This is a genomic window from Aureimonas sp. CAS, from assembly GCF_059838215.1.
This window is the reverse complement of sequence record NZ_CM187563.1, coordinates 1,920,677-1,943,419: the sequence shown is the minus strand read 5'-3', so window position 1 is coordinate 1,943,419 and position 22,743 is coordinate 1,920,677. Positions and strand designations below refer to the sequence as shown.

Annotated in this window: 17 protein-coding genes; 6 read left to right on the top strand and 11 right to left on the bottom strand. The window is 69.6% G+C overall.

Features of this window, described 5'->3' with window-relative positions:
- Positions 1–78 precede the first annotated feature (78 nt).
- Positions 79–1,062 carry an N-acetyl-D-Glu racemase DgcA gene (gene dgcA / locus AC6R2M_RS09450; protein WP_500481519.1) on the bottom strand — a complete coding sequence of 328 codons (984 nt, stop codon included), beginning with the start codon at positions 1,060–1,062 and terminating at the stop codon, positions 79–81.
- 152 nt (positions 1,063–1,214) lie between these two features.
- On the opposite strand from dgcA, the gene AC6R2M_RS09445 reads away from it, so the two are divergent.
- The 4 genes from AC6R2M_RS09445 to AC6R2M_RS09430 are packed head-to-tail and all read left to right on the top strand — an operon-like array spanning position 1,215 to position 5,789.
- Entirely contained in the window at positions 1,215–2,405 is a 1,191-nt protein-coding gene (locus tag AC6R2M_RS09445) for an ABC transporter permease (RefSeq protein WP_500481517.1), read from the top strand.
- A gap of 1 nt (position 2,406) precedes the next feature.
- Complete coding sequence (locus AC6R2M_RS09440; RefSeq protein WP_500481515.1) at positions 2,407–3,237, top strand: ABC transporter ATP-binding protein; 831 nt, start codon at positions 2,407–2,409, stop codon at positions 3,235–3,237.
- A gap of 3 nt (positions 3,238–3,240) precedes the next feature.
- Positions 3,241–5,178 carry an MlaD family protein gene (locus tag AC6R2M_RS09435; protein ID WP_500481513.1) on the top strand — a complete coding sequence of 646 codons (1,938 nt, stop codon included), beginning with the start codon at positions 3,241–3,243 and terminating at the stop codon, positions 5,176–5,178.
- 23 nt (positions 5,179–5,201) lie between these two features.
- Entirely contained in the window at positions 5,202–5,789 is a 588-nt protein-coding gene (locus AC6R2M_RS09430) for an ABC-type transport auxiliary lipoprotein family protein (RefSeq protein ID WP_500481511.1), read from the top strand.
- 40 nt (positions 5,790–5,829) lie between these two features.
- Here the strand turns inward: AC6R2M_RS09430 and folK are convergent, their stop codons facing one another.
- The gene (gene folK, locus AC6R2M_RS09425) at positions 5,830–6,342 is read right to left on the bottom strand and encodes a 2-amino-4-hydroxy-6-hydroxymethyldihydropteridine diphosphokinase (protein ID WP_500481509.1); all 513 of its coding nucleotides are present in this window, start codon (positions 6,340–6,342) and stop codon (positions 5,830–5,832) included.
- A complete protein-coding gene (folP, locus tag AC6R2M_RS09420) occupies positions 6,339–7,196 on the bottom strand; it encodes a dihydropteroate synthase (protein WP_500481507.1) in 858 nt (285 codons plus the stop codon). Before folP ends, folK begins: the two co-directional genes overlap by 4 nt.
- 211 nt (positions 7,197–7,407) lie before the next feature.
- Between folP and AC6R2M_RS09415 the strand changes: the two genes are divergently transcribed.
- Positions 7,408–8,016, top strand: coding sequence for a DUF922 domain-containing protein (locus AC6R2M_RS09415; protein WP_500481506.1), 609 nt, complete (start codon positions 7,408–7,410; stop codon positions 8,014–8,016).
- Between the two features lie 150 nt (positions 8,017–8,166).
- On the opposite strand, the gene AC6R2M_RS09410 is transcribed toward AC6R2M_RS09415, so the two are convergent.
- Positions 8,167–8,487 carry a 2Fe-2S iron-sulfur cluster-binding protein gene (locus AC6R2M_RS09410; protein WP_500481504.1) on the bottom strand — a complete coding sequence of 107 codons (321 nt, stop codon included), beginning with the start codon at positions 8,485–8,487 and terminating at the stop codon, positions 8,167–8,169.
- Positions 8,488–8,805: 318 nt separating this feature from the next.
- Between AC6R2M_RS09410 and AC6R2M_RS09405 the strand changes: the two genes are divergently transcribed.
- Positions 8,806–15,357, top strand: coding sequence for an apolipoprotein A-IV repeat region-like domain-containing protein (locus AC6R2M_RS09405; RefSeq protein ID WP_500481502.1), 6,552 nt, complete (start codon positions 8,806–8,808; stop codon positions 15,355–15,357).
- A 103-nt stretch (positions 15,358–15,460) separates the two neighbouring features.
- Here the strand turns inward: AC6R2M_RS09405 and AC6R2M_RS09400 are convergent, their stop codons facing one another.
- The 7 genes from AC6R2M_RS09400 to fabI all read right to left on the bottom strand — a co-directional run bounded on the left by AC6R2M_RS09400 (position 15,461) and on the right by fabI (position 22,722).
- Entirely contained in the window at positions 15,461–16,675 is a 1,215-nt protein-coding gene (locus tag AC6R2M_RS09400; RefSeq protein WP_500481500.1) for a class I SAM-dependent RNA methyltransferase, read from the bottom strand.
- Positions 16,672–17,436, bottom strand: a complete 765-nt coding sequence (locus AC6R2M_RS09395; RefSeq protein WP_500481498.1) for a TlyA family RNA methyltransferase — start codon at positions 17,434–17,436, stop codon at positions 16,672–16,674. The genes AC6R2M_RS09400 and AC6R2M_RS09395 overlap by 4 nt, the downstream gene beginning before the upstream one ends.
- 60 nt (positions 17,437–17,496) lie before the next feature.
- Positions 17,497–19,413: a 1-deoxy-D-xylulose-5-phosphate synthase gene (gene dxs, locus AC6R2M_RS09390; RefSeq protein ID WP_500481496.1), complete on the bottom strand. Its 1,917-nt coding sequence runs from the start codon at positions 19,411–19,413 to the stop codon at positions 17,497–17,499.
- 108 nt (positions 19,414–19,521) lie between these two features.
- Positions 19,522–19,788 (bottom strand): exodeoxyribonuclease VII small subunit, encoded by a 267-nt coding sequence (locus AC6R2M_RS09385; protein ID WP_500481494.1) that lies wholly within the window; start codon positions 19,786–19,788, stop codon positions 19,522–19,524.
- 23 nt (positions 19,789–19,811) lie between these two features.
- Positions 19,812–20,738, bottom strand: coding sequence for a histone deacetylase family protein (locus AC6R2M_RS09380; protein WP_500481492.1), 927 nt, complete (start codon positions 20,736–20,738; stop codon positions 19,812–19,814).
- A gap of 34 nt (positions 20,739–20,772) precedes the next feature.
- The gene (aroC, locus tag AC6R2M_RS09375) at positions 20,773–21,870 is read right to left on the bottom strand and encodes a chorismate synthase (protein ID WP_500481490.1); all 1,098 of its coding nucleotides are present in this window, start codon (positions 21,868–21,870) and stop codon (positions 20,773–20,775) included.
- A gap of 33 nt (positions 21,871–21,903) precedes the next feature.
- Positions 21,904–22,722 carry an enoyl-ACP reductase FabI gene (gene fabI, locus AC6R2M_RS09370; protein ID WP_500481488.1) on the bottom strand — a complete coding sequence of 273 codons (819 nt, stop codon included), beginning with the start codon at positions 22,720–22,722 and terminating at the stop codon, positions 21,904–21,906.
- Positions 22,723–22,743: the final 21 nt, after the last annotated feature.

Here is a 22,743-nt window from a genome sequence, read left to right as displayed (position 1 = left end):
CCTCGTATGGCCGTCGCGGCAGGCTCATTGCCGTCATAGCCGAAAGGCCCGCACGGGCAAGCGCGTGCGGGCCTGAATTCAACCCCAGAGGGCGGGGCGGGGCGGCGACACCGTGGAGGACGAGTAGATCAGGCCGTGCGGCCGGTCCTGCCGCAGGAGGAGCGGCCCGTCGAGATCGACGAGGTCGGCGCGCTGCGCCAGAAGCACGGCCGGGGCCATGGCGAGCGACGTGCCGACCATGCAGCCGACCATGATGCCGAAGCCGTGGGTGCGGGCCTCCCGCATGAAGGCGAGGCCCTCTGTCAGGCCGCCGGTCTTGTCCAGCTTCAGGTTCACGTAGTCGTAGCGGTCGCGCAGCGCCGCCAGATCCTTGGTCGAATGCACCGATTCGTCGGCGCAGATCGGCACCGGATGCGGGATGGAGGACAGGATCGCGTCGTTGTCGCTCGGCAGCGGCTGCTCGACCACCGTGGCGTTCACGGCGGCCGCCGCGAGAAGGTTCTCGCGGATGTTCTCCGGCGTCCAGCCCTCGTTCGCGTCGATGATGAGCCTTGCGCCGCGCGCTGCGGCGCGAACGGCCCGCATGCGCTCGGCGTCGTTCTCGCCGCCGACCTTCACCTTGAGCACGCCCCGGTGGGCCACCGCGCGGGCCGCTTCGCCCATGTCGGCCGCGCTTCCCATGGAGATCGTGTAGGCGGTCTCGATCGGACGGGAGGGGCCGGAGCAGACGATGTCCTCCACGCGCCGGTTGGTGGACTTCGCCTCGATGTCCCACATCGCGCAGTCCACGGCGTTGCGCGCGGCCCCGGCGGGAAGCAGCGTCTGGATCGTCTCGCGCGACGCCCCGCCTTCGATGGCTGCGCGAACGCCTTCGATCGCCGCCTGCACGTTCTCCACGGTCTCGCCGTAACGGGCGTAGGGCACGCATTCGCCGTGGCCCCGTCCGTACTCGTCCTCGATCTCGCAGCGCACCACGACCGCCTCGGTCTTGGTGCCGCGAGAGATGGTGAAGGAGGCTGCGAGCGGGAAGCGCTCCACTGTGACCGAAAGACGACGCGCCATTTAAATCCAACTCATTCAGTGGGTCGGGGACCTCGCCGCGATGACAAGGCTCGGATCAGACCCTAACATTCCGTTCCCATCCACGCATTCGCGCGAAAGTTCGGACCGAAGCTTGTTTCCAGATATCCGAACACTCATTCGAAATCGACACGATGCCTGATTCCGAGCCGGAAGCGCAGCCCGCCTCGGGCAGGCGGTCGATGGCCGCGCCGTCGATCGAAGCCGAGAAGAGGGACGGGGGCGTGCGGCTGCACCTCTCCGGCGACTGGCTGGCGCGCTCCATCGGCTCCATCGAGACGACGGCCGCCGAGACCGGGCGCGCCGATCTCGGCTCCTCGATCGTCGTCGATTGCGGCGACATCGGCCGGATCGACACCGCGGGCGCCTATCTGATCGAGACGATGTCCCGCGCCCTCGCCGCCAAGGGCGCGACGGTCGAGATCGAAGGACTGGGCGGCTCGAACGAGACCCTTTTCGGTGCGGTCCGCAAGTCGCTCGACACGGAGCGCACCGGGTCGGCCGGGTCGTCGCGCCGCAGGTTCCGTCCGCTCGCGCCGGTCGAAGGCCTCGGCCGTACCATGGCCGGCCTCGGGGCGGAGTTCGTGGCGGGCCTGAACATCCTCGGCGCCTCCCTCTACGGCGCCGGCCGACGTCTGACCGGCAAGCAGCGCACGCGCCCGGCCGCCATCGTCAACCAGATGGACCGCATGGGCGTGCGGGCGCTTCCGATCATCGCGCTGATGAGCTTCCTCATCGGTGGCATCGTCGCCCAGCAGGGCGCCTTCCAGCTGCGCTATTTCGGGGCGGAGATCTTCGTCATCGACCTCGTCGGCATCCTGACCCTGCGCGAGCTCGGCGTGATCCTGACCGCGATCATGGTCGCCGGCCGCTCGGGCTCGGCGATCACCGCCGAGATCGGCTCCATGCGCATGCGCGAGGAGGTGGACGCGCTGCAGGTCATCGGCCTGAACCCGATCGGCGTCCTCGTCTTCCCGCGCCTCGTCGCACTGGTCATCGTCCTGCCGCTCCTGACGGTTGTCGCCAACCTCTCGGCGCTCCTGGGCGCTGGCATCGTCGTCTGGGTCTATTCCGGCATCACGCCGGACGCGTTCATGCAGCGCCTGCGCGAGGTCGTGGACATCGCCTCGCTGTCGGCCGGTCTGATCAAGGCGCCCTTCATGGCGCTCATCATCGGCATCGTCGCCTCGGTGGAGGGCATGCGCGTCGGGGGCAGCGCGGAAAGCCTCGGCCGCCACGTCACCTCGTCGGTGGTCAAGGCGATCTTCCTCGTCATCCTCGTCGACGGCATCTTCGCCATCTTCTACGCCGCGATCGGGTTCTGACATGGCGCACGCGGCAGACGACGACATCATCATCCGGGCCAAGGACGTCTCGGTCAAATTCGGCTCGAAGCAGATCCTGGAGAACCTCAATCTCGACGTCCGGCGCGGGGAGATCCTCGGCTTCGTCGGCCCGTCGGGCGCCGGCAAGTCGGTTCTCCTGCGCACGATCCTCGGCCTGAGTCCCAAGCAGTCGGGCACGATCGAGGTCTTCGGCACCGATTACGAGCGGGCGGGGGATGCCGAACGCCTCGCGGTCGAGCAGCGCTGGGGCGTCCTCTTCCAACAGGGCGCGCTGTTCTCCTCGCTGACGGTCCTGGAGAACATCCAGGTGCCGATGCGCGAATATCTCGATCTGTCGCCCAAGCTCATGGAGGAGCTGGCGCGGCTGAAGATCGACCTCGTGGGGCTGGCGGCGGACGCGGCCGGCAAATACCCGTCCGAGCTCTCCGGCGGCATGATCAAGCGGGCCGCGCTCGCCCGCGCGCTCTCGCTCGACCCGGACATCGTCTTCCTCGACGAGCCGACCTCGGGCCTCGATCCGATCGGCGCCGCCGATTTCGACGAGCTCATCATGACGTTACGCGACACTCTCGGCCTGACGGTCTACATGGTGACGCACGACCTCGACAGCCTCTTCCAGGCCTGCGACCGCATCGCCGTCCTCGGCCAGCGCAAGGTCCTGGTCGAAGGACCCCTCGACAAGATGCTCGAACACGACGACCCCTGGGTGAAAACCTACTTCCACGGGAAGCGCGCGCGCACCATCGTGACGCCGGCCGCCCGCACGATCGTGCCGAGCGAGGAAAAGCCGTACGCCGACGGGGAGGAATAATTCATGGAAAACCGCGCCAACTACGTCCTCGTCGGCCTCTTCACGCTGCTCATCGTCGCGGCGAGCTTCGGCTTCGTCTACTGGTCGGCCAATGTCGGGGACGCCAACCGGCGCACGCCGCTCGTCGTGCGCATCCAGGGCGCGGTCACCGGCCTGTCGACCGGAAGCCAGGTTCTCTTCAACGGCCTGAACGTCGGCTCGGTCACCAGCCTTCGCATCGACCCGAACGATCCGCGGACCGTCATCGCGACGACGCAGGTCGACCGCGACACGCCGATCACGACCTCGACGCAGGCCTCGATCGGCTTCCAGGGCCTGACCGGCGTCGGTTTCATCGGCCTGTCCGGCGGCGATGCCAGCGACCGCAACATCATCGCCTCCGCGCTGGAGCAGGGCGCGACGCCGGTGATCCAGGCCGCGCCCTCCGACGTCACCGACATTCTGGCGACCGCCCGCGACATTTCCGACCGCGCCAACAACATTCTCGGCGAGTTCGAGCGCATCGTCCTGGAGGTCGGCCCGGCCGTCACGACGACGGCGGAGAACATCGCGCGGACCTCCGGCAACGTGGACGTCTTCACCGCGAGCCTTGCGGCCAACGCGGACCAGATCGAGGACTTCGTCGGCAGCCTCGGGCGTCTGGCAACGAGCGCCAACGAGGTCGCGCTGCAGCTTCCGACGCTGATCCAGGAAGCGTCGACCTTCATCGGCGCGCTGGATTCGGACTCGATCAACCGGTCGCTCGACAACGTCGCCGCGATCACCACCTCCGTCCGCGAGCAGACGCCAGCGGTCGTCTCGGCGATCGAGGCGGCGACGACCGCCGTCCAGAGCTTCGGTTCGGTCGGGGATACGATCAATCGCAACATCCAGTCCTTCGAGACCTTCGTCGCCTCGCTCGGGCCGATCTCGGAAACGGCGACCAGCGTCGCGACGCGTCTCGACACGACGCTCGAATCCGTCGAGGCCGTCGCATCGGCGATCGACGCGGCGGAGGTCGACGAGGTGGTGGACAACATCACCGCGATCACGCGGACCTTCGTCCAGCAGAACGAGGTGATCGCACGCGCCGTCGCCTCCATCGCGGACGGGGCGGACAGCTTCGGCGCCTTCGGCGACACGCTGCAGCAGAACCTGGCCGGGATCGGCCAGTTCCTCGGCGCGCTCGGGCCGATTGGCGAGCGGGCGCCGTCCATCGCGACCAATCTCGATGAGACGCTCGCCTCGGCGCGCGATGTCGCCGCCGCCATCGACACGCAGAACGTCCGCACGACGGTGGAGAGCGTCGCCGGCCTGACCTCGGCCCTGAACGAGCGGGCGCCGCAGGTGCAGGAGTTCATTTCCGGTGCCAACATCGTCCTCACCTCGCTGCAGCAGTCGCTCACGGGCCTCGACGAGACGCGCGGGCTGGTGGACCAGATTCTGGCGGGTATCGAGCCCGGCCTCGTCAACCGCGCGGTCACGGACGTCTCGGCGGCGTCGAACAACATCGCCAGCGCGGCGCAGGAGGTGGGCGACATCGCGCGCGACATCGGCTCGCGCCGGGAGGACATCAACGCCTTCATCACCGATGCACAGGTGACGGCGACGAATCTGCGCCAGGCCTCGTCGCAGGTGCAGACGGTCATCGATTCGGTGGACGAGTTCCTGAACGGGCCGGAGAGCGAGGGGCTGACCTCGGAGGCGCGCCAGACGCTTCTGGCGATCCAGCAGGCGGCGAACTCGATCCAGGCGGGCATCGACCCGATCTCGGCGAGCGTCACCAATCTCTCCGACCAGAGCCTGCGCGAGGTTCAGGGGCTGGCACGTTCGACCGCGGAGGCCATCGGCCGGGTGGAGCGCGCCATCACGGACCTCGCCAACAATCCGAGCCGGATCATCACCGGCGGCGGCAGCGGCGCCGGCAATGTGCGCGAGTTCGACGGAAGGACGCGGCGGTGACGAACGGGAACACGGACAAGCGTATGAAGCGCGTTGCAAACATCGCGATCGTCGGGCTGACGGCGGTCCTCCTCTCGGCCTGCGCGTCCTTCTCGACGCCGCCGCAGACCTTCGACCTCGCGGCGCCGGGCGGATCGCCGACCGGCCAGCAGGGGCGCTCGACGCAGCTTCTCATCCCGGAGCCGACGGCCGTGCGCACGCTCGACGCGCAGCAGATCGCGATCCAGCCCGCGCCGTTGACGCTGGAATATCTGGCGCAGGCGCAGTGGACCGACCGGCTGCCGCGCCTCGTCCAGCTGCGGCTTCTGCAGGCGTTCCAGAACACCGGCCGAACGGGCGCCGTCGGCGTGCCCGGGCAGGGGCTGGCGATCGATTATCAGATCGTCACCGAGATCCGCCGCTTCGAGGTTTCGCTGCCCGAGCAGGCCGCCGTGGTCGAGATTTCGGTGAAGGCCCTGAACGACCGGTCGGGCCAGGTCCGCGCGGCCCGGATCTTCGAGGCGCGCGTTCCGCTCGCGGGCAGCGGTAACGGCGCCTATGTGACGGCGCTCAATCAGGCCTTCGCGCAGGCGACCAGCCAGATCGTCGATTGGACGCTCCGGCTCGTCTAGAGTGCGTTCACAGCGACTGTCCCCCTTGCGGGGATGCCGCCTAGCCTGAAGGCGCCGAGCGCCACCAGTCGCGGTCCTCGCCGAGCGGCCGGACCGCGTCGTCGCGCATCTCGACCAGCCACTCCGCGACCGTGCGTTCGCCGATGACGAGCTCCGGCGCGAGCTCGGCGAGGGGCGTCAGCACGAAGGCGCGCTCTTGCACGCGCGGATGCGGGAGCGTCAGGCGCTCCGACCGGAGCGCGATGTCGTCGATCGCGAGGATGTCGATGTCGATCGTGCGCGGGCCCCAGCGCTCCACACGCTCCCGCTTCAGGAGACGCTCGACCTCCATCACCGCGTCGAGGAGCCCCAAAGGTTGGAGGTCGGTCTCGATCGTCGCGCAGGCGTTCACGAACCAGGGCTGGTCCGTCTTGCCCCAGGGCGGGGTGCGGTAGAGCCGCGAGGCCGCGACGACGCTCGTGTCCGGCTGCTTGTCGAGATGGCGAAGCGCTTCGCCCATCGTGGCGGCGGGGTCGCCGATATTGCCGCCGAGGCCGAGAAACGCGGTCCTCATGCCGCACGGCTCCTTGCGGCCGCGATCACGGCATCCGCCATGTCGAGGGCCTCGCGGTTCGTCGAAACGTCGTGAACGCGGAAGATCGCGGCGCCCCGCTCCCGAAGAAGCACGCTCGTGGCCGCCGTCGCGACGTCATGGGAATTCGCACTCGGCGCGCTGGTCCGCACGAAGCGCTTGCGCGACGTGCCGACCAGGATGGGGAAGCCGAGGCTGCCCAGCTCTCCCAGGCGGTCGATCAGCTGCAGATTCTCGCCCGTGTCCTTGGCGAAGCCGAAGCCGGGATCGAGGACGATGGTTTCGGGCGCTGCGCCCGCCCGCAACGCGATCTCGATCGACCGCGACAGGAAGGCGCGCTGATCTTCGATCACGTCGGCGAGCTTTTCGCGCTCGCGCCCCGTGTGCATGAGGCAAAGGCCCGCTCCGTGCTCGGCGGCGACGCGCGCGATGTCGGGCTCGCGCTGCGCGCCCCAGACGTCGTTGACGGCATGTGCACCCGCTTCCAGGGCGAGCCGCGCGGTCTGCGTCCGGTAGGTGTCGACGGAGAGGATCCGTCCCTCGCCGGCGAGCCGCCGGACGACCGGCAGCACGCGCCGCTGCTCCTCCTCGGCCTCGACGGGCACCGCATCCGGGCGTGTCGATTCGCCTCCCACATCGACGATGTCAGCGCCCTCGTCGATCATCCGATTCGCATGGCTTGCCGCGATGTCGACCGAGGCGTCGAATCGTCCGCCATCGGAAAAGCTGTCCGGCGTCACGTTGAGGATGCCCATGACGACGGCACGGGGGCCGAGGTCGATCGCCTTGCCGTGCGCCAGGGACCAACGGGACGGGAGGTTGGAGTGTGCGGGCAAATCGTCGTCTCTCGTGGGGCATCGGTCGAGGTCGCGCCGCCGGCTCGTTCGGCGCGCGGCTTGGCGACGGCATCGACTGATAGCGGATCGTTGCCGATCGACGCTATCGCCCGGCGCCTTTGATGGGTAGGCTCGTTCCTGCATCGTCGCGAGCCTCCCGTGTCGCGGACGCTCGAGCGATCGGAAATGGGCGGGACCGGAAGGAGACGCAATGCTGCGCCGCGCCGCCCTCGTCGCGCTTGTCGCGCTGGGCACCGCCGTGCCGAGCGGCGGCGCCCAGATCAGCGAGACCGTGACCTATTTCACGGTCCGGGGCTCGACGCTGGAGGAGATCGACGAGGAGCTTCAGGAGCGCGGGCCGCCCGTCGGCGTGACGGGCATGCGCCATCCGGGGGCGACGCGCGTGCGTTTCGACGGCTTCGTGACCTACCGGACGGAGAACGGGCGCTGCCGGGTCGACGAGACGAACCTGTCCCTGGACGTCGAGATGATGCTGCCGCGCTGGGAGGGCTCGCGTAAGGCGTCGGCCCAGACGAACGTGATCTGGCGCACGATCTCGCAGGACATCGAGCGGCACGAGCGCGAACACGCCGATATCGCCCGTCACTGGCTCCGCCGGATGCAGGGGGCGCTGCGCAACCTCAAGCCGCAGCGAGACTGCCGGGCGATGGAAGCCAGCGTGAACGCGACGACCCATCGCTATCTTCAATGGCACGAGCGCGCCCAGCGCGACTTCGATATCGTCGAGGGGCGGGAGGTCAACTATCGGCTGCGGCGCGCGCTCCGCGCCAATCTGCAGGCCGAGGCGGCGGAGCAATAGAGCGCCATGCGTCCTTTCGGACGCACGAAGGTCGCTCTATCCATTGATTCTACGCATCGCTTGGAGATCGGAACGTCGTCGCCGGATGGCCCGATGCTCTGATTCGAAGGCGGCGAGCGAACCGTCGGCGTCCCGCCGGACGCACATCGCTCAGCCCTGACGCTCGGGAATCCCCAGCCGCAGGCCGTCAAGATCGTCCCGGATGCGGATCTGGCAGGAGAGGCGGGAGTTGGCGCGCAGTTCCGACGCGAAGTCCAGCATGTCCGCCTCCATCTCGGAAGGCTCGCCCAGCACTTCGAACCAGGGCGCCTCCACGTAGACGTGGCAGGTCGCGCAGGCGCAGGCGCCTCCGCAATCGGCGTCGATGCCCGGAACGTCGTTGCGAACGGCGTTCTCCATGGCGCTGGAGCCGGAGGCGGCCTCGACGGCGTACTCGGCGCCGTCCTGCGTGACGAAAATGATCTTGGCCATGGGCGGCGTTTGCCGCCACGGATGGGCCCTGTCAACCGGTCGGCCGCTCGCGGCCGGCGCGAATGCGGGACAACCTGTAAGGTTCCGCGCGGACGGGGCCCCGGCACAGAAAAAATCAAATGGAAGCCGCGCCGTTAACCTTTCGTTTAAACTTGTCGGTATTGCGCGGATTCACGGTTTCTTTCCCCCTGCCGCGTCACTACCATGATCGTGCGTCAGTGCGCCTGCCGAAAATCGGGCGATGCGGGGCGGTCGGCGGGGGAAACTTCGTCGCGTCTCGGGCGGGCAGGCGGTGTCAGAGTATCGAGGCGGCGAACGATGTCCAATATCAAACCGGTCGAGCAGCTACCCGACGAAGCTCTCCTGGAGCTGGAGTCGGCCCTTCTTGAGGCGGACTTCCTGGAGCCCGGCGACGATCGCGTCGATCCCGTCGTCGAGCCGGAAGGCGGTGTCTCCGTGCCTCGCGCCGGGGCCGACGACGCCGACCTCCTTCTCGGCGATCTCGATTTCGAGCGGCAGATCGGCGAGGCGACGGACGCGCTTCGCCGGGAATCGGCCGTGGGTGCCGCCGACGAGGTCGCGCCGCAGACCGCCTTCGATTCGCCCGTCTTCGACATGCCGGACCCGCAGGAGCCCGACGAAGGCAGCTTCGACGGATCGGCGATCGCCGGAACCGCGGCCGCAGCGGCGGCCCTTCCGCGCCGCGGCCCTTCGCAGGAGAAGGCCGACGGCGCCGAAGCCGGAAGCCGTGCCCGGCAGGTCTTCATCGCCAAGGCCGAGCAGGCCGCCGCCGCGAAGAAGGCGCCGGCCAACGACGAGACCCGCTCCTCCGCCGCCATGCTGCAGGGCCTCTTCGACCGCCGGCCGACCAATCGACCGCTCGTCGTGGGCGGGGTCGCCGCCGCTCTCTGGGTCGGCTTCGTCGCGCTGGCCTCGGCAGGCTTCCTCGGCACCACGGCGCTCGCGCCCTCCGGCGCGGACGGAGCCCTGATTCTCGCCATCGTGGTGGCGGCCGGGCTTCTGCCGGCTCTCCTGATTCTCGGCATCGCCGTGATGGTGCGCCGTTCGCAGGAAATGCGCCTGACGACGCGCTCGCTCGCCGAAGTGGCGATGCGGCTCGCGGAACCGGACGCGCTCGCCAGCGAACGCGTCTCCTCCATCGGCCAGGCCGTCCGCCGCGAGGTCTCGGCCCTCTCCGAAGGCGTCGAGCGCTCGCTCGCCCGGATGAGCGAGCTGGAGACGCAGGTGCGCGGCGAGGTCGGCTCCCTGGAGCGCGCCTATGCCGACAACGAGGTTCGCATTCGCGCGCTGGTCGGGGAACTCGGCGCCGAACGCGAGGCGATGCATTCGCATGCCGAGCAGATGCGCTCTGCGCTTCTTTCGTCGCAGAACCGGCTGGCCGAGGATGTCGACGGCGCCTCGTCGGAAATCCTTCGCCGCATCGAGGACGCGTCCAACCGCTTCGGAACACTGCTGGCCGAACGCGGGGCCGAACTGGCCGAGGCGCATCAGTCCCGCATGGGCGATCTGATCGCCACCTTCGAGGAGCAGGGGCGCCGCGCCGACGAGCGCGCCGCGCAGGCCGGCGAGGAACTGGCGCAGCGCCTGTCGGCCGTCGCCGCGGACGTGACCGACCGCCTGAATGCGCTGGCCGGCGAGACCGGCTCGCTCGTCGAACAGCGCGCCGGTGTCCTGAAGTCGGCGGCCGAAGGGCTCGACGAGGACAATTCCATCTTCCTGGCGAGCCTTGAGGGAACGCTCGCGGCGCGCGGCGAGGAGATCGACGCCGGTGGCCAGCGTCTCGTGGACGCGCTCGCGCGCCGGATCGACGAGCGCGTGGAGGCGATGAACCGCGAGGGCGAGCGCATTCTCGCGACCCTCGACGCTGCCTTCGCGGAGCGGGCGGCCAAGGCCGACGCCGTGCTCGGTGACCGCAACAACGATCTCGTCGCACGGTTCGACGCGCGTCTCTCGCTTCTGGAGGACATCGTCGATCGCCGTGGCGCCTCGCTGGTGGACGCCATCGAGAGCCGGGCCGGCGCCATCGACCGGGCCGCTGGGCAGATGTCCGACCTGCTGCGCGACCGCACGGACGAGTTCGTCCGCTCCCTCGGCGATCGCACGGGTGAGGTCGCCCGCGCCATCGCTTCGGGCCAGAGCGAGTTCGCGGTTCGCGCGAGCGACGCCGTCGCCCTGTCCAACGCCGCGGTCGATGCGCGCGCGCAGGAGTTCCGCGCGGCCCTCGACGGCCGTCTGGAGGCGATCTCGGCCATGCTCGCCGAGCGGAACGCCGATCTGGACACCTCGCTCGCCTTCGCCCAGGCCAGCATGTCCGAGGTTCTGGAGGAGCGTGCGAACGCTCTGACCGGGACGATCGAGGGCAATGTCGTCCGCCTGACCGACCTGATCGACGGCGCCGAGGGCCGTCTGGCGCAGGGCGTGGAGAAGGAGGTTTCGGCCTTCGCGTCCGAGCTGGACCGCCGCACCCAGGCGATCGAACGTCTGCTCTCCGACCGCCGCGACGCCATCACCGTCTCTCTCGACGACGGCACCCGCAAGATCGCCGAGACGCTCGACCAGCATTCGGCCGGTCTGTTCGGCGGCGTGGAAGAGCGCGCCCGCGACCTGTCCCGCTCGATCTCCGACCGTCTGGCGGCGAGCGACGCGCTGATGCAGGAAAGCGGCGACCGCATCCTGCTCTCGCTCGACAGCCACGCGGCCAAGCTCGACCAGGACGTGGTGAAGCGCCTGGAGGACTCGCTCGCCCGTTCCGACGAATCGCGGGAGAGCTTCATCGAGCGCGTCGCGGCCGAGACAGCCAGCGTGCGCGGCACCTTCGACGAGGCGGTTCGCCGCATCGCCGAGGAGCTTTCGGAGCGTGTCGAGGCGCTTGCCGCGACCGTGGAAGCGTCGCGCGAGAAGATCGTCGGCGGGCTCGACCAGAGCGCCGACCGCTTCCGCGCCTCGCTGGAGGACCGCTCGGAAGGCTTCGCCAAGAGCATCGACCACAACACTGCCAGCGCGCTGACGGCGGTCGAGGGCGCGCTCGCGCTTCTGCTCCAGGGTCTCGACGAACGCACGTCGAGCCTCAAGGCGGTCGGCGAGGACATCCGTTCGACCGTCCTGTCCGGCCTCGAAGAGCGCCTCGCGGCCGTTCAGGAGCTCGTGGACGGCTCGCAGTCCGGCTTCCTCTCCGGCCTCGACGAGCGTTCGCAGCGCTTCGCCGGCGCCATCGACGAGCGCGGAACGGTCTTCGTCACCTCGCTCGACCAGCGGCTCGAAGAGCTGCGCGGCACGATCGAGACCGTCAACACGCGCCTGGCCGGCATCTTCGACGACGGCCGGATCGACATTTCGAGCGCGGCCGACGAGGCGGCTCGGTCCATCTCCGCCACGCTGGGCGATCGCGCCGACGACGTGCGCCGGGCCATCGAACAGGGCGGCATCGGGGTCGGAGCGGCGCTCGATAGCCGTCGCGACGACCTCCTGTCGCTGCTCGACGGCGGCGCCTCCGGCATCTCGCAGGCCTTCGAGGATCGAACCCTTGCGCTCGCCACGACGCTGGAACGCGGCCTGGAGAACGTCGAGCGCACGCTCGGCAACCGCGCCTCGCTGATCGCCGAAACGCTGCGCGAGGCGATCGTCTCGGCTACGGGCCTGATGGGCTCGGAGGCCGAGCGGGCGCGCGAAGGCCTCGAATCGGAGACCCGCAGGCTGGCCGCGAGCCTCGCCTCGATGCAGGAGGTGGTGGATCGCTCCGGCACGACCGCGCGCGAGACCTTCTCGGCCGATGCCGAGCGCTTCAAGTCGCTCATCGAGGAGGTCGCCAACGATCTTCGCGGTCGCAGCGAGGAAGCCCGGATGCAGCTGGCCGGCGAGGGCGAGCGTCTGTCCGGAACCTTCTCGGAGGCGGCGGACCGGCTTCGCGGTCTCTCCCAGAGCACGCGCCAGGATCTCAACCGGGATGCCGAATCGATCGCGGAGAAGATCGCCGAGGTCGCCGGTCTCCTGCGCCAGGAATCGGAAGACGTTCGTTCCGGCCTGCGCGACGAGGGCGCCGATCTGGTCACCCGCATCGGCGGCGCGACGCTCGCCATGCGCACCGAGGCCGAATCGGCCCGCTCGCGGATTTCGGAGATCGCGAACGAGCTGGTGGGTTCCATCGGCGGTCTGGCCGAGCGCTTCGTCGCCGAGACCGAAACGGCGCGGCGCGAACTCGGACGCGGCTCCTCCGCTCTGACCGCCTCGATCGTGGAGGCCAGCAACCTTCTGAAGGGCGCCGGCGCCAGCTCGCGGGAGAATCTCTCCGAGAACGCGGCGATCATGGCCTCGACCTTCCGCGCCGCGTCGCAGACGCTGGCCAGTGAGATCGAGCGCTTCCGCAACGAGATCGGGTCGCAGTCCGGCCTGATGTCCGGCGATCTCGACCGCGCCACGCAGACGCTTCTGGAAAGCGCCGAGCGCTCGCGCGAGCACTTCGCGGCCGAGGCGCAGTCGCTGGCCGCGGAAGTCGGGTCGGCCTCCGGCGCGATGGTCGGCCGGTCGCAGGAGGCTCGCGAGGCTCTGGCCCGCGACGCCGACGCCTTCGCCGAGAAGCTGGCTCTTTCGGCCGAGGCGATCCGCCTCGCGACCGAGAATTCGGCCGACACGCTGCGCGAGCGCGCCACGCGCTTCCAGTCGGAGCTGTCGGACCTGTCGGTCGGCCTGTCGCAGGCCATCGAGCAGGGCGCCGTGCGCCTTCGCTCGGAGGCCGGCGACGCGGAAGGCATGCTGCGCTCGGGCATCGGCTCGATGTCGGAGGAGCTTGCTCGCGAAGCCGACCGGGCCGGCGAGCGTCTGCTGCAGCGCGTCGGGATGCTCGGCGAGGAGCTGCAGCGCCGCGTCCTGGCCTCCGAAGAGGCTTTGGCCTCGCGGGTCGGCTCGATCGGCTCGGAGTTCGAGCAGCATCTCAGCGGCATGGAGCAGGCGCTGGCGACCCGCAACGCGGAGATCCATCGCCTGATCGAGGACGAGGCACGGCCGCTGGTCGAGCGCTTCGCGGCGAGCGGCAGCGAGATCGTCGGCCTCATCGCCGACAGCGCGAACGCGGCGTCCGAACGGCTGCGTCTGGCCAATGAGAGCCTCGTCGAGGATCTCGTCCACAACACGGGGCAGGCGGTCGATCGCATCCAGGCGTCCACGAACAACCTTTCGGACGTTCTGGGCGAGCGTTCGCTGGCGGCGGCCGACATCGTCTCCGGCGCGCAGGACCGCTTGGTCGGCGAAGTCTCTGCTCTCATCGAGCGTCTGTCGGACACGGGCGGGTCCCTCCGCGACCTCGTCGAGCGCAGCTCAGCGGAGTTCGCGTCCCTCCAGTCGACGCTGGCCGATACGAGCGAGCGCTTCAACGAAGGCGCGTCGACGGCGGCGGGCTCGATCTCGCGGACCTCGCGGGAGCTTCAGACGAACGTGCGTTCGCTGGACGAGACGGCCAACGCGGCCATGGAGCGTCTGGGCGGCATCGCCTCGCGCTTCGAGGAGCAGGGCCAGATGCTGGCGGAGGCCACCGCGCTCATCGACCGGACGCAGGCCGATCTCTCGACCTCGCTGGACGAAAAGCGCGAGGCTCTCGAGGCGCTGTCCAGCGGGCTGGTCGAGCGTTCCGAGGAGATCGGCGCGACGATCCGCAGCTTCGAGGAGGTCGTCGGCCGCGTGTTCGACGGCACCAGCGAGCGTTCGCGGGCCCTCACCGAGGAGCTGTCGCGGCGCCTGGGCGAGACGCTCGAGGACGCCGGACGGCGCATCGACGGCACGACCGAGCGTTCGCGGGAAGCCTCCGAGGAGATCCGCGAGGCGGTGAACGGCGCGCTCGACGAGGCCGGCCAGCGCTTCTTCGAGGCGACCCGCGAGATGCGCGAAAGCGCGCAGTCGCTGCGGGCCGAGCTCGGTGCGACCCGCGAGGAGCTGAAGCGGGGCGTGTTCGAGCTGCCGAACGAGGCGCGCGAGAGCACGCAGGCCATGCGCCGCGCGGTGGCCGATCAGATCCGGGCTCTGCGCGAGCTCGGCGAGATCGTCAGCCAGTCGGGCCGCTCGCTCGACGTGCGCACGCCGCGTCCGCAGGCGACGGTCGCTCAGCCGGCCCAGGCGAACGCGACGCGGGCTTCGGCGGATCTGGGTGCCGCCAGCGCCATCCTCTCGGAGGGCAATCTGGCGCGCGACCTGCGCGGACCGTCGATGGAGGGCAACCTCGCCCGCGATCTGCGCGGTTCGGTGGAGACCGCCCGTTTCGAGGCCAGCCAGCCCGTGGCGGTGACGCCTCAGCCGGTGCCGGCCAGCGTTCCGGTCCCGCCGCTGCGCCCCGCGCAGGCGGCCCCCGCGCCGGCGGCCGCGAGCAAGTCGGGCGGATGGGTCTCCGATCTCCTGCGCCGCGCCTCGCGTGACGAGGACGAGGCGGAGGCCGGGGAAAGCGTCCCGCAGTCCGCCCCGGTCCAGGCCTCCCAGGTCGAGGCCGACGCGTCGCGCGGCGGGCCGGCCCGCAGCCCGGCCCATGTCGAGGAATCGCTGAACTCGCTCTCGGTGGACATCGCCCGCGCGATCGACAACGAGGCTTCGCTGGAGCTCTGGGACCGGTATCGTGCCGGGGAGCGCAACGTGTTCACGCGGCGCCTCTACACGATCAAGGGTCAGCAGACCTTCGACGACATCCGCCGCAAGTATCAGCGCGACCCCGAGTTCAAGGTCGCGGTGAACCGCTACATCGCGGACTTCGAAACCCTGCTCGCCGACATCTCGAAGGCGGACCCTGACCACACCCGCACGCGCACCTATCTCGCGTCCGACACGGGCAAGGTCTACACGATGCTCGCCCACGCCTCCGGTCGGTTCGACTGACCGCGAGAGGCAGCGAGGACGAAGAAAGGGGCCCTTCGAAAGAAGGGCCCCTTTTCGTTTCCGTGGCGGTGAGGGACGAAGACGCGCCGCCGGCGTCGGCGGTTCAGCGTTCGAAGAGCGCGACGGCCTCGACGTGATGGGACCAGAGAAACTGGTCGATCGGCGTCACCGACAGAAGACGGTAGCCGCCGGCGACGAGGATGGCGGCGTCCCGCGCAAGGGTCGTCGAATTGCAGGATACGGCGGCCACGCGCGCGACCTTCGAACTCGCGATCTGATGCGCCTGTGCTTCGGCGCCCGCGCGCGGCGGGTCGAAGACGAGCCCGTCGAACCGGTCGAGTTCCTTCGAGGTCACCGGACGGCGGAAGAGGTCGCGGCGCTCGCTGGTGACCGGCTTCAAGCCCGGCGCGGCCCGCGACGCGAGATCGAGGGCGGCGAGGGCGGCCGCCTCGCTCTCGACGCCGTGCGTCGGGGCGTTCGCCGCCAGACGTAGCGTGAAGGTGCCCACGCCGCAGAAGAGATCGACGACGCGCTTGGCGCGCTCGAGGTGGTCGAGGGTCAGGCGCGCCATGGCCTCTTCGGCGCCAGCGACCGCCTGGACGAAGGCGCCGGGCGGCGGCGAGACGGTCGCGCGGCCCACCTGCAAGGCGGGACGCGCCGTCTCGATCAGGGTCTCGCCGGCCACCGTCAGGCGCGCGACGCCGGCTTCGATCGCGGTGGCCACCGCCGGACGCCGCAGCGCTTCGGTCAGCCTGGCCGAATCCTCGATTGCGATGTCGAGACCGGGGCCGGTGGACAGCACCGTCAGACGCAGGGGCCGCTTGCGGTCGATCAGGGCGGCGGCCAGCCGTCGGAGAAGGGGCAGGGCCCGCTCGATTTCCGGCACGACGACGAGGCAGGTCTTCAGATCCTCGATCCTGTGGGAGCGGGATTGGTGGAAGCCGAGCAGGATGCGCGGGCCGGCGCGCACGGCGGTGAAGACGGCGCGGCGCCGGGTCGCGGGCGGGCAGGGGACGAGCGGCGCGACCGGCGCGTCGAGGCCGGCGCGCTCGAAGGCATCTGTGACGAGGCCGCGCTTGAACGCGGCGTAGAGCGCGGGCGAGGCGTGCTGCAGATCGCAGCCGCCGCAGGCGCCGAAATGCGGGCAGGGCGGCTCCACCCGCTCGGGAGAGGGGTGCACGACGGACAGAAGCCGGCCCCTCTGTCCCGCGCGCTCGATGGCGACGTCCTCTCCCGGCAGGCTGAACGGCACGAAGGTGCCGCCGCCGATCCCGTCGCCCTTCGCGCCGAGCGCTTCGATGCGGATCGTCTCGCTCATGCCTTGCGCGCTCCGAGGAGGAATTCGCGGTTGCCGTCGCCGCCTTCGATCGGCGAGGGCACGAGGCCGATCACCGTCCAGCCGTCCTGCGCCGCCAGCCAGTCGGCGACGCCTTGAGCGACCGCCTCCGCGCTCGACGGGTCGCGCAGCAGGCCGCCCTTGCCGATCGCCTCGCGGCCCGCCTCGAACTGCGGTTTGACCAGGATGGAAGCGACGGTGCCGGGCTCCGCCATGTCGAGCGCCGGAGGCAGGGCCAGACGCAGGGAGATGAAGGACACGTCCGCGACGAGGGCCGAGAAGGTCCGGCCGCCGATGTCGTCGGCCGTCATCTCGCGGGCGTTCAACCCTTCGATCGCGGTGACGCGCGGGTCGGCCGCGATGCGCGGATGCATCTGACCATGGCCGACGTCGATGGCGACGACATGGGCCGCGCCGCGCCGCAGGAGCACTTCGGTGAAACCGCCGGTGGAGGCGCCGACATCGAGGGCGGTTCTGCCGGCGACGTCGAGACCGAAGGCGTCGAGCGCGGCTTCCAGCTTGAGGCCGGCGCGCGAGACGTAGTCCCCGGCCGGATCGTCGATCGTGACGATCGCGGTGGACGCGACGGATACGCTCGGCTTGGAGACCGTGCGCCCATCGACCTTCACGTGGCCGCGAAGGATCGCGTCCCGAGCGCGGGCGCGGCTGGCGGCGAGACCGCGCTCGGCCACGAGCTGATCAAGCCGCTGATGCGGCGGTGTTTCGAGTTCGGCTTCAGACATGGACGCGGACATGCGGCCTTGCCGGGACAATAGCAAGGCCGACCGGCCGCGGAAGCGTCCTCAGGCGTGAAGGACGCGGCTCGCATCCTTGCCGAGCGCGCGGAAGACCGCGTCCACGATGCCGCTCTTGTCCAGCCCGGCGCGCTTGACCATCGCCTCGGGGGCCGCATGGTCGAGGAAGCTGTCCGGCATCGTGAGCGGGCGCACCTTCAGCCCGTGATCGAGCCCGCCGGTGCGTGCGAGATGCTCCAGCACCTGCGCGGCGAAGCCGCCCGACGCGCCTTCCTCCAGAAGGATCAGCACCTCGTGGTTCTGCGCCAGACGGCGGATCAGATCGACGTCGAGCGGCTTGGCGAAGCGCGCGTCGGCCACGGTGGTCGACAGGCCGAAGGTCTCCAGCTCCTCGGCGGCGAGAACGGCGTCGGCCAGACGCGAGCCGAAGGAAAGGATCGCGACCTTCGTGCCCTCGCGGACGATGCGGCCCTTGCCGATTTCGAGCGCCTGACCGCGCTCGGGCATCTCGACGCCCACGCCGTTGCCGCGCGGATAGCGGAAGGAGATCGGTCCCTCACCGTACTCGGCTGCCGTGCGCACCATGTGCCGGAGCTCGGCCTCGTCTCCCGCGGCCATCACGACCATGCCCGGCAGGGGGCAGAGGAAGCCCGTGTCGAAGGAGCCGGCATGGGTCGCGCCGTCCGCGCCGACGAAGCCGGCACGGTCGATGGCGAAGCGCACCGGCAGCGACTGGATCGCGACGTCGTGGACGACCTGATCGTAGGCCCGTTGCAGGAAGGTCGAGTAGATGGCGCAGAAGGGGCGGTAGCCTTCGCTCGCAAGGCCCGCGGCGAAGGTGACCGCATGCTGCTCGGCGATGCCGACGTCGAAGGTCCGGGTCGGGAAGGCCTCGCCGAAAAGGTCGAGCCCCGTGCCGTTCGGCATGGCGGCGTTGATGGCGACGATCTTCTCGTCCAGCCGCGCCTCCTGGATCAGGCTTTCCGCGAAGACTTTCGTGTAACTCGGTGCATTCGCTTTGGCTTTCGCCTGCGCGCCCGTGACGACGTCGAACTTGGAGACGCCATGGTACTTGTCGGCACTGGCCTCGGCCGGGGCGTAGCCCTTGCCCTTCTTCGTCACGACATGGACGAGGATCGGGCCGTCCTGCGAGTCCCGGACGTTCTTCAGGACCGGCAGCAGATGGTCCAGATCGTGCCCGTCGATCGGGCCGACATAGTAGAAGCCGAGCTCCTCGAACATGGTGCCGCCGGTGAAGAAGCCGCGCGTGTACTCCTCGGTCTTGCGCGCCCCCTCGCGGACGAACTCCGGAAGACGGTCGGAGATCGCCTTGGCGCGGTTGCGCAGCGTCCGATAGGTCTTGCCCGAGACGAGGCGGGCGAGATAGGCGCTCATCGCGCCCGTGGGCGGAGCGATCGACATGTCGTTGTCGTTCAGGACGACGATCAGCCGCGCGTCGAGGGCTCCGGCGTTGTTCATCGCCTCGTAGGCCATGCCGGCGGACATCGCGCCGTCGCCGATCACCGCGACGACGTTGCGCTTGATGCCTGCAAGATCGCTCGCGACCGCCATGCCGAGACCGGCGGAGATCGAGGTCGAGGAGTGGCCTGCGCCGAAGGGGTCGTACTCGCTCTCCTTGCGCTTGGCGAAGCCGGAAAGTCCGTTCTCCTGCCGGATCGTGCGCATGCCCTCGCGCCGCCCGGTCAGGATCTTGTGGGGATAGGCCTGGTGGCCGACGTCCCAGATGATCCGGTCGTGCGGCGTGTCGAAGACGTGATGCAACGCGACCGTCAGTTCGACGACGCCGAGCCCCGCGCCCAGATGCCCGCCCGTGCGCGACACCGCGTCGATCAGGTCGGTGCGCAACTCGTCCGCAAGCTGGCGAAGGTCGCTCTCGGGCAGCCTCCTCAGATCCTTGGGGTCCGACACCTTGTCGAGGAGCGGGGTTCGGCTTGTCTCGGTCATCAGCCCGTTCCTTCTCGTGCGAGCGCCCAGGTCGTTCTTGTTGTTCACGAGGCGCTTACGCCGGAGCGTTGAGAATGCGCTTCAAATGGTCCAGCGCCTTTCGGCGGTTCAGTCCGGGTCCAGCGGCTCGGTGCCCGTCGGCTTGCCGGCGCGCGAGAGCTTGATCTTCTCGACCTTGTCCTCGGCCGCGTTCAGAAGCCGGTCGCAATGGAGCTTCAGCTTCTCGCCGCGCTCGAAGATGCGGATGGACTGCTCGAGGGGAACGTCGCCGCGCTCCAGATCGGAGACGATGCGCTCGAGGCTCGCCAGAGCCTCTTCGAAGCTCATGCGGCGGATGTCGGAATCGTCGTTCGGAAGCGGCGGGGCTTCGGACATGAGCGTGCCTCTCGGAATTGGGGTCAGCCCTTCAACAGGCGGGCGACGTGGGCGGCCGCAGAGCCTGCGAGCCCGTCGAGATCGTAACCGCCTTCCAGCAGGGAAACGAGGCGACCGGAAGCGTGGCGATCTGCCACATCCATCAGCTGGCCGGTCGCCCAGTCGAAATCGTCCTCCACGAGGTTCAGCCCCGCCAGCGGGTCGAGGCGATGCGCGTCGAACCCGGCCGAGACGATGACGAGATCGGGGCGGAAGGCATCGAGGGCCGGGAGCACGACTTCGGTGAAGGCGGCGCGGAACGCGCGGCCGCCGTCGCCATCGGACAGGGGCGCGTTGACGATGTTGCCGGCGCCCGTCTCCGACGTCTCGCCGGAGCCCGGGTAGAGCGGCATCTGGTGCGTCGATGCATAGAGCACGGACGGATCGGACCAGAAGATGTCCTGCGTGCCGTTGCCGTGGTGGACGTCCCAATCGACGATGGCGACGCGGGAGAGCCCGTGCCTGGCCTGCGCGTGGCGCGCGGCGATCGCGGCGTGGTTGAACAGGCAGAAGCCCATCGCGGTCGTGCGCTCGGCGTGATGGCCGGGCGGACGGGCGGCGACGAAGACGTTGTCGGCGGCGCCGGAGACGACGTCGTCCACCGCGGCGCAGGCCGCGCCGACCGCGAAAAGGGCGGCCTGGAAGCTCTTCGGGCTGACGACCGTATCGCTCTCGATCCGCAGAAGCCCCTCGACCGGCATCGTCCGGGCGAGCTGCCGCAGATGGTCGTGCGGGTGGCAGAGGAGAACCTGCTCGGTCGTACCCTCGACCGCCTCGACCCGGTCGAGCGCCGAGAACGCGTCGCCGGCCAGCGCGTCGGCGACCGCCTTCATGCGCTCGGGTCGCTCCGGGTGGCCCTCGCCGGTCAGATGCTCGGCGAAGATCGGATGGGTGTAGAGACGTGTCGTCATGTCCGCTCGCAGATGGGGCGCGACGCCGTCCTCGTCAAAGGCTCTGCCCGGTCTGGGCGCGGTGGCGCAGGTAATGGTCGGCGATCGCGCAGGCGACCATGGCCTCGCCGATCGGCACGGCGCGGATGCCGACGCAGGGGTCGTGACGGCCCTTGGTCATCACATCGACGTCCCGACCCGCCGAATCGATCGAGCGGCGCGGCGTGAGGATCGATGAGGTCGGCTTGACCGCGAAGCGCGCGACGATCGGCTGCCCGGTGGAGATGCCGCCGAGGATGCCGCCGGCATGGTTCGACAGGAACGTCGGACGCCCGTCGTCACCCATGCGGATCTCGTCGGCATTGTCCTCGCCGGAAAGTTCGGCCGCCAGGAAGCCATCGCCGATCTCGACGCCCTTCACGGCGTTGATCGACATGAGATGCCCGGCGATGTCCTGGTCCAGCTTGGCGTAGAGCGGGGCGCCGAGGCCGGCCGGAACGCCTTCGGCGACGATCTCCACCACGGCGCCGACCGAGGAGCCGCGCTTGCGCACCGCGTCGAGCTCGTCCGCCCAGCGCGCCGCCGTCTCCGCATCGGGGCAGAAGAAGGGATTGCGGTCCACCTCGCTCCAGTCGAAGCGCGAGCGGTCGATGCGGGAGGAGCCCATCTGGACGAGCGCGCCCCGTACGCTGAGACCCGGCACGATCAGCCGTGCGATGGCGCCGGCCGCGACGCGGACGGCGGTCTCTCGCGCCGAGGAGCGCCCGCCGCCGCGATGGTCGCGCAGCCCGTATTTGATGTCGTAGGCGATGTCGGCGTGGCCCGGCCGGTAGGACTGGGCGATGTCCGAATAGTCCTTCGAGCGCTGGTCGACGTTGCGGATCTCCATCGCGATCGGCGTGCCGGTGGTGATCAGCTCGCCCTCGTTCGGACCGGGCAGGACGCCCGACAGGACCTTCACTTCGTCCGGCTCGCGACGCTGCGTGGTGAAGCGCGACTGACCCGGCCTACGCTTGTCGAGATAGGCCTGGATGCCCGCCTCCGAGAAGCTTAGCCCCGGCGGCGTGCCGTCCACCACGCAGCCGATCGCCGGCCCATGGCTTTCGCCCCAGGTGGTCACACGGAAGAGATGGCCGAAACTGTTGTGCGACATGAGCTCGGATGGGGAAGGGCGGCCCGGCCGCCCTCAGTCCTTGACGACGGCGATGTCGGGCGCGTCCACGGCCTTCATGCCGACCGTGTGGTAGCCGGAATCGACGTGGTGGACCTCGCCGGTCACGGCCGTCGACATGTCCGACAGGAGGTAGAGCGCCGACTGGCCGACCTCGTCGATCGTCACGGTGCGCTTCAGCGGCGCGTTGTACTCGTTCCACTTCAGAATGTAGCGGAAGTCGCCGATGCCCGAGGCCGCGAGCGTCTTGATCGGGCCGGCCGACACCGCGTTGACGCGGATCGCCTTGCTGCCGAGATCGACGGCGAGATAGCGCACCGACGCCTCCAGCGCGGCCTTGGCGACGCCCATCACGTTATAGTGCGGCATCACCTTCTCGGCGCCGTAATAGGTCAGCGTCAGCATGGAGCCGCCTTCGGTCATCAGCTTCTCGGCGCGCTGGGCGACCGCCGTGAAGGAGTAGACCGAGATGAGCATGGTCTTGGTGAAGTTCGCCTCGCTCGTGTCCACGTAGCGGCCGGTCAGCTCGTCCTTGTCCGAGAAGCCGATGGCATGGACGAGGAAGTCGATCTTGCCCCAGGTGTCGCGCAGATGGTCGAACACCGCGTCGATGGTGGAGGCGTCGCCGACGTCGCAATGGCCGGCGAGTGTCGCGCCAAGTTCGGCCGCCAGCGGCTCCACACGCTTCTTCAGCGCGTCGCCCTGATAGGTGAGGGCGATCTCGGCGCCCTGCGCGGCAAGCGCCCTGGCGATGCCCCAGGCGATCGACCGGTTGTTCGCGACGCCCATGATGAGGCCGCGCTTGCCCTCCATGAGGCCTTGTCCGTCCGCCATGGAGGCACTCCTTGAACGCGT

Coding starts and splice junctions, on each gene's coding strand:
- dgcA (WP_500481519.1), bottom strand. CDS start 1,062: ATGGCGCGTCGTCTTTCGGTCACAGTGGAGCGCTTCCCGCTCGCAGCC.
- AC6R2M_RS09445 (WP_500481517.1), top strand. CDS start 1,215: ATGCCTGATTCCGAGCCGGAAGCGCAGCCCGCCTCGGGCAGGCGGTCG.
- AC6R2M_RS09440 (WP_500481515.1), top strand. CDS start 2,407: ATGGCGCACGCGGCAGACGACGACATCATCATCCGGGCCAAGGACGTC.
- AC6R2M_RS09435 (WP_500481513.1), top strand. CDS start 3,241: ATGGAAAACCGCGCCAACTACGTCCTCGTCGGCCTCTTCACGCTGCTC.
- AC6R2M_RS09430 (WP_500481511.1), top strand. CDS start 5,202: ATGAAGCGCGTTGCAAACATCGCGATCGTCGGGCTGACGGCGGTCCTC.
- folK (WP_500481509.1), bottom strand. CDS start 6,342: ATGAGGACCGCGTTTCTCGGCCTCGGCGGCAATATCGGCGACCCCGCC.
- AC6R2M_RS09415 (WP_500481506.1), top strand. CDS start 7,408: ATGCTGCGCCGCGCCGCCCTCGTCGCGCTTGTCGCGCTGGGCACCGCC.
- AC6R2M_RS09410 (WP_500481504.1), bottom strand. CDS start 8,487: ATGGCCAAGATCATTTTCGTCACGCAGGACGGCGCCGAGTACGCCGTC.
- AC6R2M_RS09405 (WP_500481502.1), top strand. CDS start 8,806: ATGTCCAATATCAAACCGGTCGAGCAGCTACCCGACGAAGCTCTCCTG.
- AC6R2M_RS09400 (WP_500481500.1), bottom strand. CDS start 16,675: ATGAGCGAGACGATCCGCATCGAAGCGCTCGGCGCGAAGGGCGACGGG.
- AC6R2M_RS09395 (WP_500481498.1), bottom strand. CDS start 17,436: ATGTCTGAAGCCGAACTCGAAACACCGCCGCATCAGCGGCTTGATCAG.
- dxs (WP_500481496.1), bottom strand. CDS start 19,413: ATGACCGAGACAAGCCGAACCCCGCTCCTCGACAAGGTGTCGGACCCC.
- AC6R2M_RS09385 (WP_500481494.1), bottom strand. CDS start 19,788: ATGTCCGAAGCCCCGCCGCTTCCGAACGACGATTCCGACATCCGCCGC.
- AC6R2M_RS09380 (WP_500481492.1), bottom strand. CDS start 20,738: ATGACGACACGTCTCTACACCCATCCGATCTTCGCCGAGCATCTGACC.
- aroC (WP_500481490.1), bottom strand. CDS start 21,870: ATGTCGCACAACAGTTTCGGCCATCTCTTCCGTGTGACCACCTGGGGC.
- fabI (WP_500481488.1), bottom strand. CDS start 22,722: ATGGCGGACGGACAAGGCCTCATGGAGGGCAAGCGCGGCCTCATCATG.